General features: G+C 64.6%; 9 protein-coding genes. 6 read left to right on the top strand and 3 right to left on the bottom strand.

The features are described from left to right. Window positions 1-114 precede the first annotated feature (114 nt). Window positions 115-3,324, top strand: a complete 3,210-nt coding sequence (gene ileS / locus HBA99_RS13580) for an isoleucine--tRNA ligase (protein WP_070952556.1) — start codon at window positions 115-117, stop codon at window positions 3,322-3,324. A 10-nt stretch (window positions 3,325-3,334) separates the two neighbouring features. Here ileS and HBA99_RS13575 read toward each other — a convergent pair whose 3' ends face one another. Next, entirely contained in the window at window positions 3,335-3,904 is a 570-nt protein-coding gene (locus tag HBA99_RS13575) for a class I SAM-dependent methyltransferase (protein ID WP_193601820.1), read from the bottom strand. A gap of 136 nt (window positions 3,905-4,040) precedes the next feature. Here HBA99_RS13575 and HBA99_RS13570 point away from each other — a divergent pair, with 136 nt between their 5' ends. Further along, window positions 4,041-5,411, top strand: a complete 1,371-nt coding sequence (locus HBA99_RS13570) for a DNA polymerase IV (protein ID WP_078284592.1) — start codon at window positions 4,041-4,043, stop codon at window positions 5,409-5,411. Here the strand turns inward: HBA99_RS13570 and HBA99_RS13565 are convergent. Beyond that, window positions 5,376-6,317, bottom strand: coding sequence for an asparaginase (locus tag HBA99_RS13565; protein ID WP_070952638.1), 942 nt, complete (start codon window positions 6,315-6,317; stop codon window positions 5,376-5,378). The two genes, HBA99_RS13570 and HBA99_RS13565, sit on opposite strands and share 36 nt — an antisense overlap. Before the next feature lie 98 nt (window positions 6,318-6,415). On the opposite strand from HBA99_RS13565, the gene lspA reads away from it, so the two are divergent. From lspA to dnaE, 4 genes are all read left to right on the top strand, one after another. After that, entirely contained in the window at window positions 6,416-7,018 is a 603-nt protein-coding gene (gene lspA / locus HBA99_RS13560) for a signal peptidase II (RefSeq protein WP_070926790.1), read from the top strand. Then, window positions 7,015-7,932, top strand: a complete 918-nt coding sequence (locus HBA99_RS13555) for an RluA family pseudouridine synthase (protein ID WP_070952555.1) — start codon at window positions 7,015-7,017, stop codon at window positions 7,930-7,932. The genes lspA and HBA99_RS13555 overlap by 4 nt, the downstream gene beginning before the upstream one ends. After that, window positions 7,929-8,843 carry an EamA family transporter RarD gene (gene rarD / locus HBA99_RS13550; protein WP_070952554.1) on the top strand — a complete coding sequence of 305 codons (915 nt, stop codon included), beginning with the start codon at window positions 7,929-7,931 and terminating at the stop codon, window positions 8,841-8,843. The genes HBA99_RS13555 and rarD overlap by 4 nt, the downstream gene beginning before the upstream one ends. A gap of 387 nt (window positions 8,844-9,230) precedes the next feature. Continuing rightward, on the top strand, window positions 9,231-12,788 hold the full coding sequence (dnaE, locus tag HBA99_RS13545) for a DNA polymerase III subunit alpha (RefSeq protein ID WP_030093421.1): 3,558 nt from the start codon (window positions 9,231-9,233) through the stop codon (window positions 12,786-12,788). On the opposite strand, the gene HBA99_RS13540 is transcribed toward dnaE, so the two are convergent. Continuing rightward, window positions 12,785-13,162: an ArsR/SmtB family transcription factor gene (locus tag HBA99_RS13540; protein WP_030093420.1), complete on the bottom strand. Its 378-nt coding sequence runs from the start codon at window positions 13,160-13,162 to the stop codon at window positions 12,785-12,787. The genes dnaE and HBA99_RS13540 overlap by 4 nt on opposite strands. Window positions 13,163-13,237: the final 75 nt, after the last annotated feature.

Below are 13,237 nucleotides of genomic sequence, written 5' to 3'. Positions count from 1 at the left end.
ACAGCCTGTGTGAGAGGCCCCGGGCAAGTAGGGGCAAGCGGGGTGGTACCGCGGAGGTACGCCGACGGCGTCCCATCGTCCCCGTGCCGGCGAGCACAGGGAGATGTACCGACTATGCCTGATGGTCTTCGCGCAAGCGGCTCATCCACAGACGCGTACCCACGCACCGATCTTGGCGCCGATCAGCGCAGCGGATCACCGAATCTTCCCGCGTTGGAAGAACAGGTGCTGCGCTACTGGGACGCGGACGACACGTTCCGCGCCAGCATCGCCAATCGGGACGGCTCGCCGGAATACGTCTTCTACGACGGTCCGCCGTTCGCCAACGGGCTGCCTCACTACGGACATCTACTCACCGGGTACGTCAAGGACATCGTGCCGCGCTATCAGACCATGCGCGGACATCAGGTCTACCGCCGATTTGGTTGGGATACACATGGTTTGCCCGCTGAGCTGGAAGCCGAACGCCAGCTCGGCATCACCGACAAATCGCAGATCGACGACATGGGTATCGCCGAGTTCAACGACGCCTGCCGCGAATCGGTGCTGCGCTACACCAAGGAGTGGCAGGACTACGTCACCCGGCAGGCGCGCTGGGTGGACTTCGACAACGACTACAAGACGCTCGACCCGACCTTCATGGAGTCGGTCATCTGGGCGTTCAAGCAATTGTGGGACAAGGGACTGGCGTACGAGGGATACCGGGTACTGCCGTACTGCTGGCGCGACGAGACACCGTTGTCCAACCATGAGCTTCGGATGGACGACGACGTCTACCAGAGTCGCCAGGATCCCGCGGTCACCGTGGGGTACCGGATTGCGGGCAACGCGGACAGCCGGTGGGCGGCGCTCGACGGTGCACGCCTGCTGATCTGGACCACCACCCCCTGGACTCTGCCCTCGAACCTGGCCGTCGCGGTCAATCCAGAGGTGGCCTACGCGGTGGTGAAACCCGAGGGTTCCGAGGAGCGTTACCTGTTGGCGCAGGCGCGAATCGGAGCCTATGCGCGCGAGCTGGGTGAAGAGCCGACCGTACTGGACACGTACACCGGGGCCGAACTGCTGGGCCTGCGGTACCTTCCGCCGTTCCCGTACTTCCAGCAGGATGCGTCACCGAATGCCTTCACGGTGCTCTCGGCTGAATACGTCACCACCGACGACGGCACCGGCATCGTGCATATGGCCCCCGCCTACGGTGAAGAAGACAAGAACGTGACCGACAAGGCCGGGATTACCCCCGTCACCCCGGTCGATTCAAAGGGCCGATTCGACGCCACCGTGCCCGATTACCAGGGCCAGCAGGTGTTTGATGCCAACGCGCAGATCATCAAAGACCTCAAGAACGGCACCGGTTCCGCGGCTATCAACGATGCCGTCCTGCTGCGTCACGAGACCTACGACCACTCGTACCCGCATTGCTGGCGCTGCCGAAACCCGTTGATCTATCGCGCGGTGTCGTCGTGGTTCATCAAGGTGACCGAGTTCCGCGATCGGATGGTGGAGCTCAACGAACAGATCACCTGGTATCCCGAACACGTCAAGCACGGCCAGTTCGGCAAGTGGCTGGAGGGTGCGCGCGACTGGTCAGTTTCCCGGAATCGATACTGGGGCAGTCCCATTCCGGTCTGGAAGTCGGACGATCCGGCGTATCCGCGCATCGATGTGTACGGAAGTCTGGACGAGCTGGAGCGCGACTTCGGGGTTCGTCCGACCAATCTGCACCGGCCGTACATCGACGAGCTGACCCGCCCCAACCCGGACGATCCGACCGGCAAGTCGACCATGCGCCGCATCCCGGACATCTTCGATGTCTGGTTCGATTCGGGCTCAATGCCGTACGCGCAGGTGCACTATCCGTTCGAGAACGCCGAGTGGTTCGACAATCACTTCCCGGCCGACTTCATTGTCGAATACATCGGCCAGACGCGCGGCTGGTTTTACGTCATGCATGTGCTGGCGACCGCGATCTTCGATCGGCCCGCGTTCAGAACCTGTGTGTCGCACGGCATCGTGCTGGGCAACGACGGCCAGAAGATGAGTAAGTCGCTGCGCAACTATCCCGATGTCAACGAGGTCTTCGATCGCGACGGATCCGACGCGATGCGGTGGTTCCTGATGGCATCGCCGATCCTGCGCGGCGGCAACCTGATCGTCACCGAGCAGGGCATCCGCGAGGGTGTGCGGCAGGTGCTCCTGCCGCTATGGAACGCGTGGAGCTTCCTGCAGCTGTACGCACCCAAGCCGGGCACATGGCGCACCGATTCGACGCAGGTACTGGACAGATACATCCTGGCCAAACTGGCGCAGCTGCGTGACGACCTCACCGCGGCCATGGATACCTGCGATGTCTCCGGGGCGTGTGAACACCTGCGGCAGTTCACCGACGCGCTGACCAATTGGTATGTCCGTCGGTCACGTTCGCGCTTCTGGGACGAAGATGCGGATGCGATCGACACCCTGCACACCGTCTTGGAGACGACCTGCCGTCTGGCCGCACCGCTGCTGCCCCTGACCACCGAGGTGATCTGGAAGGGGTTGACGGGGGAGCGCTCCGTGCACCTGGCCGACTGGGTGTCCGAATCGGCACTGCCCGCCGATCCCGACCTGGTCGCCGCCATGGACGAGGTGCGAAAGGTGGCTTCCACTGGGTCTTCACTGCGTAAGGCCAAGAAGCTGCGGGTGCGCCTGCCGCTGCTGAAATTGACTGTCGCGGTGCCGAACCCCGAGCGATTGGAGCCCTACCGGGCACTGATCGCCGATGAGCTCAACGTGAAATCCGTGGAACTCACCGACGATATCGCTGGCTATGGCAAGTTCGAGTTGACCGTTAATGCGCGCGCCGCGGGCCCGCGGCTGGGTAAAGAGGTGCAAACCGTCATCCGTGCGGTCAAGGCCGGCGATTGGGCGCAGCAGGCCGACGGGACCGTCGTCGCGGCCGGAATCACCCTGCAGGAGGGCGAGTTCGACTCACGGCTGGTGGCCGCGGAGCCCGATTCCACGGCGGCCCTGCCCGAGGGCGGGGGACTGGTCATCCTCGATGACACCGTCACCGAGGAGCTGGAAGCCGAGGGATGGGCGCGCGATCTCATCCGGGAGCTTCAGGACCTTCGCAAGTCGTCGGGCCTGGAGGTATCCGACCGTATCGAGGTCACCCTCGAGGTTCCCGCCGAGCGCAGTGCCTGGGCCGAACGCCACCGCGATCTGATCGCTGGTGAAATCCTGGCCACGACACTGGAAATCGGCGAAGCCGGCCAGAATATGCGGACACCCGCCACCGATCTCGGTGACGGGGTCCGGGTGTCCCTGAAGAAGACGGCGGGCTAGTACGTCGGTTCTAGGCCGCCTTCACCGCGCGCCAGCGCTGATTGCCGCCGTCGAGGTGATGCTCGATATCGGTGAAACCCGCAGCCCGCAAGCGACCCGGCAGCGATGTCGTCGGCACCGGGTTGTAGGTGTCACCGATGTGCAACAGCCGGAAGAACGTGGAATGCACTCCGTCGCTGCCGGCGAAGACACCGCCGGGGGCCAGCACCCTGTGCGCCTGCGCGAACAGCTGGTCCTGCAGATCAGCTGTCGGGACATGGTGCAGCATGGTGAAGCACACCACGGAGCTGAAGCGGTCGTCGTCGAAACCGAGCTTGGTGCCGTCACCCTGGATCACGGTCGCCTGATCGCTATAGAGCCGCTGCAGCCGCGAGGCCATGGTGTCGTCGATCTCGACGGCGGTCAGCTGCGGGGTGCGTTTGGTCAGCACGCGCAGATTCGCGCCATAACCGGGCCCGATCTCCAAGGTGTCCGCACCGAGCTCAACGTCCTGCAGCGCCCACGGCAGGAGCTGCGACTCGGTCTTACGTGCCCACATCTCCGAGCTACAACACCACCGGTGCACCAAGTTCATTGCCATGACATCAGGCTAGGGACGCATCGGCTGTCCGAGTAGCGTGATTCAGCCATTTCTTATCGGCGTTCGGCCATCGGGTGGCGATCGTGGTGCTCAGCGCCGGACAGGGCACGTCCGACCTGCGCAATACGATGATCGCGTGTGTGCTGCCGGTCGATGGGTTCTGCACCTCGACATGGATGCCTTCTTCGCCTCGGTCGAGCAGCTGACCCGGCCAACCCTGCGTGAGCGACCGGTCCTTGTCGGCGGCACGGGAGGTCGGGGCGTGGTGGCCGGCGCGAGCTATGAGGCCCGGGTTTTCGGTGCCCGCTCGGCTATGCCCATGCATCAGGCGCGGCGCCTCGTGGGCATCTCCGCCGTTGTGCTGCCGCCTCGCGGGGCGGTGTACGGCGTCGCGAGCCGACGGGTGTTTGCGACGGTGCGATCGATGATTCCGGTGCTGGAACAGCTCTCCTTCGACGAGGCTTTCGGAGAGCCCGCCGAACTGGCCGGGGCCACAACCGAAACGGTAGGCCAGTACATCGAGGAACTTCGTTCCCGGGTGCTGGCCGAGACCGGGCTCACCGCATCGGTCGGGGCGGGGTCGGGGAAGCAGCTCGCCAAGATCGCATCGGGATTGGCCAAACCCGACGGGGTGCGGATCATCGCTCCGGCGGAGGAACGCGCACTGCTCGAGGATCTGCCGGTGCGCAAATTGTGGGGAATCGGACCCGTTGCCGAAGAGCGGCTGAACCGCCTGGGAATCAACACTATTGGCCAGTTCGCGGCGCTGCAGACCGGTGAGGTGGCCTCGGTGCTGGGCGGCACGATCGGCCCCGCGCTGCATCAACTCGCACGGGGGATCGATGAGCGTCCGGTCGCCGAACGTGCCGAAACCAAACAGATCAGCGCCGAATCCACCTTCGCCGATGATCTGACGACTCTCGATCAATTGCGCGAGGCCATCGAACCCATCGGCGCCCACGCCCACCGGCGATTGATCAAGCATGGTCGCGGCGTGCGTACCGTCACCGTCAAACTTCGGCGCTCAGACATGAGCATCCTGACCAGATCGGCGACTCTGCCCTACGCCACCACTGAACGTGCGGTACTGATGTCGGCTGCGCGCCGGCTGCTACTCGACCCTATTGAGATCGGCCCCATTCGCCTTGTTGGCGTGGGATTCTCGGGATTTTCCGACACCCAGCAGGCCTCTCTTTTTCCCGACCTGGACCAGACCGAATCGATTGCCGAGACCGATGAGGCCGCATCGGCTGTCGCCACGCCGGAACCACGTGCGGCGAGCTGGGGCGTCGGCGACGACGTCAGCCATCCCGAGTTCGGGCACGGTTGGATCCAGGGCACCGGGCACGGCGTCATGACCGTGAGATTCGAGACACGTGGCAGCGGGCCCGGCATCGCGCGCACCTTCGGTGTCGATGACCAGGATGTCACCCGTGCCGATCCGGTGGCCAGTCTGGCCTGGCCGCAGGAGTCAGCCGAGCCGGTCGACGACGGCGCGCAGATCTGATCCGGTGGACAGTGCCGCCATCAACAGCACCCGCGCCTGTGCGGAACGCAACCGGGGCACCACCACCGCACCGGCGTCGATCAATCTCTGGCCCGGCGCATATCCGGTCGTCAGCGCCCCGCCCGGCACCCGGGTGGTCACCAGCACGCGTATCCCGTTCTCAACGAGACGCGAAACTGTCTCGATGACAACATCATTGGCGTTACCTGCGCCCATTGATTCCAGCACCAGTCCCTGGGCGCCGGCTCGCACGTAGGCGTCGAGCGCCACCGCGTCGGCACCCGGGTACAGGCTGACGATGTCGACGCGGGGTAACGCGGCGCGGGTCACGGTGCCAAGGAATGGGGCGGGGGCATCGCAGCTGCGAACGAACACGCCGTCGCGCACGTGCCCGACGGTGGTGGCACCGGCGAATCCGGCGGGATCGGCCAGATCGATCTTGCGCAGGCCCGGCGCCGCATACACCTGCCCCGCGAAGCACACCACCACGCCCAGAGTCTCGCCGCTTGCGGCCACCGTCAACGCATCGCGAAGATTTCCCGGGCCGTCGGATTCGGGGTGGTCGCCACTGCGCTGCGCCCCGGTGAGGACGACGGGTACCTGCACCGCGCAGGTCAGCGCGAGCCAGAGCGCGGTTTCCTCCAAGGTGTCCGTGCCATGCGCGATGACGACTCCGGAGGCGCCGCCGGCGATATGGGCGCGGATGGACGCGGCGATCTGCTGCCAGCGCTGCGGGGTCATTTCCGAGCTGTCGATCGTCATCAGGTCGTCGACCACGACCTCGCCGTACCCTGACGCCGCGAGCAGGTCATCACCTGAACTCGCGAGCAGGTCATCACCTGAACTGCGGTGCCGGGCAATGCCGTCGCTGCCTACCTCGGTCGCGATGGTTCCGCCGGTGGTCAGCAGCACAAGGGTCGGTGACGGGCCTTTGGGGTGAAGAGCATCGGGCACAGCGGCGATCATCGCAGACACGCTGCGCAAAGCGCCTCACCGAGTAAGGGATGATGGGTGGCGTGAGTGACGAGCCCGAGACCGCCCCGAAGCCCAAGCGGCGGATAAAACTGCTGCTCATCGTGGCGGCGGTGGTACTCGCGGTGGATGTCGTCAGCAAGGTTCTCGCCGTCAAACTGCTGCAGCCCGGTAAGCCGGTGCCCATCATCGGTGACACCGTCAGCTGGACGCTGGTGCGTAATTCGGGCGCCGCGTTCTCCTTCGCCACCGGATACACCTGGGTGCTGACTCTCATCGCCATCTCGGTTGTGGTCGGAATCCTGCTCATCGGCCGCCGGTTGGTCTCCACGTGGTGGGCGATCGGTTTGGGCATGATCCTCGGCGGTGCGCTGGGCAATCTCGTCGACAGGTTCTTTCGGGGACCCGGGCCGCTGCGCGGTCACGTGGTCGACTTCCTCTCGGTGGGGTGGTGGCCGGTCTTCAATGTGGCCGATCCGGCGGTGGTAGGTGGGGCGATCCTGCTGGTGGCGCTGTCACTGTTCGGCTACGACTACGACTCCGACGAGCGCTCGACGCGAGGAGCATCGAGCACAGACGACGAGACGACGGCGGACGACGCCGACGCGCAGGCTTCCCAGATCAAGCCGACATGACCTCGCGTTCCCTGCCGGTGCCCGACGGCCTGTCCGGCATGCGGGTCGACGCCGGGCTGGCACGCCTGCTCGGGCTGTCGCGCACGGCCGCGGCAACTCTCGCCGAAGAGGGCGCGGTGCTTCTCGATGGGGTTGCGGTCACCAAGTCCGAGAAACTCACCGCGGGCACCTGGCTAGAGGTCACCCTCCCCGAACCCAAGGCCCCGCCGGAGAATCGGGTCGAGGCCATCGAGGGCATGAAGATTCTCTACGCCGATGACGATCTGGTCGCCGTCGACAAACCAGCGGGCGTCGCGGCCCATGCCTCTGTCGGCTGGAGCGGTCCCACCGTGCTCGGCGGGCTCGCCGCCGCCGGGTTCCGGATGACTACCTCCGGTGTGCCGGAACGCAAGGGAATCGTGCACCGCCTGGACGTCGGAACCTCGGGCGTCATGGTTGTCGCGTTGTCGGAGAAGGCTTACACCGAGCTCAAACGCGCCTTCAAGTACCGGCGCGTCGAGAAGCGCTATCACGCTCTCGTGCAGGGACATCCGGACCCGTCCAGCGGCACCATCGATGCCCCCATCGGGCGGCACCGGGGACACGACTGGAAGTTCGCCGTGGTCGAGGACGGGCGTCATTCGATCACCCACTACGACACCCTTGAGGCGTTCGTGGCGGCCAGCCTGCTGGACATACATCTGGAAACCGGTCGCACCCACCAGATCCGGGTGCATTTCTCGGCCATCAAACATCCCTGCTGCGGTGATCTAACCTATGGCGCGGATCCGACGCTGGCGGCCAAGCTCGGGCTGGAACGGCAATGGCTGCACGCCAAGTCGCTGGCCTTCACACATCCGGGCGATGGTCGCTGGATGGAAATCACCAGCGAGCATCCGGACGATCTGGCGCACGCGCTCGACGTCCTGCGATGAGTGGGATCGTCACCGCTCCCGAAGAGAATCGTCTGAAGTCCGGATACCTGTTCGGTGCGGCCGCCTACTTCATGTGGGGATTGTTTCCCGCCTTCTTCCCTCTGCTGAAGCCGGCCAGTGCGCTGGAGATCCTGGCGCACCGGATGATCTGGACGCTGCTGCTGATGGTGATCGTCGTCGCCGTTTCCGGGCGATTGCGCGATCTCATCGCGATGGGGCCGCGCAACTGGTTCCTCCTCGCGGGTGCCTCGGCTCTCATCGCCCTCAACTGGGGTGTCTACATCTATGCCGTCAACTCGGGGCATGTCCTGGACGCCGCGCTCGGATACTTCGTCAACCCGTTGGTGACGGTGTTGTTGGGTGTGCTGATCTTCCGGGAGCTGCTCAGCCGATGGCAGTTGCTGGCCCTGGTACTGGCAGTCACGGCAGTCATCGTGCTCACGATCAACTACGGGCAGCTGCCGGTCATCACCTTGGTCCTGGCCGTCTCGTTCGCCGGGTACGGAGCCATCAAGAAGACGGTGACTGTCGATCCGCGGGTGAGCCTGACGGCCGAGGGAATCGTCGCGGCACCGTTCGCGCTGGCCTATGTGACGTTTCTCGGTCTCGCCGGGCAGCAGCACGTCCTTGGCTATACCCCCGGTCACACCGCGCTGATCGTGTTCAGCGGCGTGGTGACGGCGCTGCCGCTGCTGATGTTCGGAATTGCGGCACAACGCATTCCACTGGTTACCCTTGGGTTGCTGCAGTACCTGACACCATCGCTGCAGATGCTCTGGGGTGTGCTGGTCAAGCATGAGGCGATGCCCCCGGAGCGGTGGGCCGGCTTTGCGCTGATCTGGGCGGCGCTGGTCGTCTTCACGGTCGACGCGGTGCTCAGTGCGCGCCGGGTGCGGCCCGCGACGACCTGACACGCAGTTACCGTCGCCGGCGCGCCATTGCGTTGCGCCGACGCCGGACACAGCGGATCGCACGCGATTCCCGCCGACTGGGTGCGCTGGGACTCGTCTCGAACTCGTGGTTGACGCCGTTGCGTGACGCGGCGCTGCGGGCCAGCCGGGGTATGTCCCTGCGGCAGAGGGATCGGGTGCTGCAACGGCAGCCGCCACCCGTGCGGGGGTTCGTCGGGAAAACGGGCCCTGACCGTTGCTGACGGGGCTTTTGTGACCGCTGTGATTCGGGTAGCTGGATGAGCGGGGCGACACACCCCCGACACGCCCGGGACTGTCGGACCCTCGCCATAAACTGACCCCTCTAGCGATTGACGCCCCCATCGTGGGTCGGTACGAAAGGCACGTGTGAGCTCCTCGAATTCTTCGTTCGTGCACCTGCACAACCACACCGAGTACTCGATGCTCGATGGTGCGGCGAAGATCAAGCCGATGCTTGCCGAGGTTGAGCGCCTCGGCATGACGGCGGTCGGCATGACCGACCACGGCAACATGTACGGCGCCAGCGAGTTTTACAACGTCGCCAGCGCGACCGGGGTCAAGCCCATCATCGGCATCGAGGCCTACATCGCGCCGGCCTCTCGGTTCGACACCAAGCGTGTCTTCTGGGGCGATCCGGGGCAGAAGTCCGATGACGTGTCCGGTTCGGGTTCCTACACCCACATGACGATGGTCGCCGAGAACGCGACAGGACTGCGCAACCTGTTCAAGTTGTCCTCACTGGCCTCATTCGAGGGCCAGCTGGGTAAATGGGCGCGCATGGACGCCGAGCTCATCGCCGAGCACGCCAGCGGCATCATCGCCACCACCGGATGTCCTTCCGGTGAAGTGCAGACCCGGCTCCGTCTTGGTCAGGAGGCCGAGGCACTCGAAGCCGCCGCCAAATGGCAGCAGATCTTCGGCAAGGAGAACTTCTTCCTGGAGCTGATGGACCACGGGCTGTCCATCGAACGCCGGGTGCGCGAGGGACTGCTGGAGTTGGGCAAGAAGCTCGGCATACCTCCGCTGGCCACCAACGACTGCCACTACGTCACAAAGGATCACTCGCACAACCACGAGGCACTGCTGTGTGTGCAGACCGGCAAGACCATGTCGGACCCCACGCGCTTCAAGTTCGACGGTGACGGCTACTTCCTGAAGCCGGCGTCCGAGATGCGCGACCTCTGGGATGACGCTGTGCCCGGCGCGTGTGACAACACCCTGCTCATCGCCGAGCGGGTGCAGTCGTACGAAGACGTCTGGAGCTTCAAGGACCGCATGCCGGTGTTCCCGGTGCCCGAGGGTGAAGACCAGGACTCCTGGCTGCGCAAGGAGGTGGACCGTGGACTGGAGCGTCGCTTCGACGGCGTCCCCGGCGGGGTACCCGAGGAGTACTTCACCCGTGCGCACTATGAGCTGGACGTCATCAAGCAGAAGGGTTTCCCCGCATACTTCCTGGTCGTCGGGGACTTGGTCACCCATGCCAAGGAAGTCGGAATCAGGGTGGGCCCGGGCCGTGGATCGGCGGCCGGATCGCTCGTCGCCTACGCGCTCGGGATCACCAACATCGACCCCATCCCGCACGGGCTGCTGTTCGAGCGCTTCCTGAATCCGGAACGACCGTCGGCACCCGATATCGATATCGACTTCGACGACCGTCGCCGCGGTGAGATGGTTCGGTATGCCACGGATAAGTGGGGCAGCGACCGGGTCGCGCAGGTCATCACCTTCGGCACCATTAAGACCAAGGCGGCGCTGAAGGACTCGGCGCGTATCCACTACGGCCAGCCCGGATTCGCCATCGCCGACCGGATCACCAAGGCGCTGCCACCGCCCATCATGGCCAAGGACATTCCGCTTTCGGGTATCACCGACCCCGAACACGAGCGGTACAAAGAGGCCGCCGAGGTTCGCACCCTGATCGACACCGATCCCGATGTGCGGACCATCTATCAGACCGCCCGTGGTCTGGAAGGCCTGATCCGCAACGCCGGTGTGCACGCCTGTGCCGTCATCATGAGCTCGGAGCCGCTCACCGACGCCATCCCGCTGTGGCGGCGCGCGCAGGACGGCGCCATCATCACCGGCTGGGACTATCCGTCGTGTGAGGCCATCGGCCTGCTGAAGATGGACTTTCTGGGGTTGCGCAACCTGACCGTCATCGGTGATGCGCTGGACAACATCAAGGCCAACAGGGGCATCGATCTGGACCTGGACCATCTTCCGCTGGAAGATCCGGCCACCTACGAATTGCTCTCCCGCGGTGACACTCTCGGCGTGTTCCAGCTCGACGGTGGGCCCATGCGGGATCTGCTGCGCCGCATGCAGCCCACCGGATTCAACGACATCGTGGCCGTGCTGGCGCTGTACCGTCCCGGCCCGATGGGCATGAACGCCCACAACGACTACGCCGACCGCAAGAACGGTCGCCAGCCGATCAAGCCGATTCACCCCGAGCTGGAGGAGCCCCTCAGGGACATCCTCTCGGAGACCTACGGTCTGATCGTCTACCAAGAGCAGATCATGTTCATCGCCCAGAAGGTCGCCTCGTACTCCATGGGTAAGGCCGATGCGCTCCGCAAGGCCATGGGCAAGAAGAAGCTTGAAGTGCTGGAAGCCGAATACAAGGGCTTCTACGAGGGCATGACCAACAACGGCTTCTCCGAGAAGGCCGTCAAGGCGCTGTGGGACACGATTCTTCCGTTCGCCGGATACGCGTTCAACAAGTCGCACGCGGCCGGCTACGGATTGGTGTCGTTCTGGACCGCCTACCTCAAAGCCAACTACCCCGGCGAGTACATGGCCGGGCTGCTCACCTCCGTGGGTGACGACAAGGACAAGGCGGCTGTTTACCTCGCCGATTGCCGTCGTCTCGGCATCACGGTGCTGCCGCCGGACGTCAACGAGTCGGTCCACAACTTCGCCTCGGTGGGGGAAGACATCCGATACGGGCTCGGCGGCGTGCGAAATGTCGGCGCCAATGTGGTCCAGTCCTTGATCGCCACCCGGGAATCAAAGGGCGCCTTCACCGATTTCTCGGACTATCTGCACAAGATCGACATCGCGGCCTGCAACAAGAAGGTCACGGAATCGCTGGTGAAGGCCGGGGCCTTCGACTCGCTGGGGCATTCCCGCAAGGGGCTTTTCCTCGTCCAATCCGATGCCGTCGACTCGGTGTTGGGCACCAAGAAAGCCGAAGCGATGGGGCAGTTCGATCTCTTCGGCGGTGCCGGGGACGACGACGCCGACGCATCCAGCGTGTTCGCCATCAAGGTGCCCGACGAGGAATGGGAAGAAAAGCATAAGCTCGCGCTCGAGCGAGAGATGCTGGGGCTGTACGTATCCGGGCACCCACTCAACGGGGTGGCGCACCTGCTGGGCCGTCAGACCGACACCCAGATTCCCACGATCCTCGAAGGCGACATCGCCAATGACACTCAGGTGCGGGTGGGCGGAATCCTCGCCTCGGTCAACCGTCGGGTCAACAAGAACGGAATGCCCTGGGCTTCTGCGCAACTCGAGGACCTAACCGGTGGCATCGAGGTGCTCTTCTTCCCGCAGGCCTATTCGGTGTACGGTGCCGAGATCGCCGATGACGCGGTCGTTCTGGTGAACGCGAAGGTGGCGATCCGCGATGACCGGATTTCACTGATTGCCAATGACCTTGTGGTGCCGGACTTCTCGCAGGCCTCCGACGATCGTCCGGTTGCAGTCACGCTGCCGACGCGGCAGTGCACCATCGACAAGGTGACCGCACTCAAGCAGGTGTTGGCGCGGCATCCCGGGACCAACCAGGTCCATCTGCGTTTGATCAGCGGAGAGCGTGTCACCACCCTCGAACTCGATCAGTCGCTTCGGGTGACGCCATCATCGGCTCTGATGGGTGACCTCAAGGCGCTACTCGGGCCGGGCTGCCTGGGCGGCTAAGTCTGCGCGTGTCGGGTCGCTGTGGCATCGGCGAGCTCGGGCACGACGGGATCGGCGGAGTCGAGCCATTCGGCTTGATCGGCCACCACACCGGTCAAGATTTTGCGTGCGGTCGCCAGTAACTCGGCGACGCGCGGTGAGGTCAGTGTGTACAGCACGGACAGTCCTTCGCGGCGGGCGGTCACCAGGCCGGCACGCCGTAATACGGCCAGCTGCTGCGACAGGTTGGCCGCCTCGATACCCACTTCGGGCAGCATTTCCGACACGGCTTGATCGCGCTCGCTGAGCAGCTCCAGCACCCGAATCCGCACCGGATGGCCCAATGTCTTGAAGAAGTCCGCCTTCATTCGGTACAGCGGTTGACGCGCATCCATATCCAGTCCACCTCACCACACAACAACTTGCAAAGATTAGCAACCCGGCAACACTGCAGGACAGGGGCCCGTCTA

The sequence above is a fragment of the Mycobacteroides chelonae genome (assembly GCF_016767715.1).
Lineage (GTDB): Bacteria > Actinomycetota > Actinomycetes > Mycobacteriales > Mycobacteriaceae > Mycobacterium > Mycobacterium gwanakae.
The sequence above is the reverse complement of the archived record's forward strand: the minus strand, read 5'-3'. Positions and strand labels throughout refer to the sequence as shown.

Coding starts and splice junctions, on each gene's coding strand:
- ileS (WP_070952556.1), top strand. CDS start 115: ATGCCTGATGGTCTTCGCGCAAGCGGCTCATCCACAGACGCGTACCCA.
- HBA99_RS13575 (WP_193601820.1), bottom strand. CDS start 3,904: ATGGCAATGAACTTGGTGCACCGGTGGTGTTGTAGCTCGGAGATGTGG.
- lspA (WP_070926790.1), top strand. CDS start 6,416: ATGATGGGTGGCGTGAGTGACGAGCCCGAGACCGCCCCGAAGCCCAAG.
- HBA99_RS13555 (WP_070952555.1), top strand. CDS start 7,015: ATGACCTCGCGTTCCCTGCCGGTGCCCGACGGCCTGTCCGGCATGCGG.
- rarD (WP_070952554.1), top strand. CDS start 7,929: ATGAGTGGGATCGTCACCGCTCCCGAAGAGAATCGTCTGAAGTCCGGA.
- HBA99_RS13540 (WP_030093420.1), bottom strand. CDS start 13,162: ATGGATGCGCGTCAACCGCTGTACCGAATGAAGGCGGACTTCTTCAAG.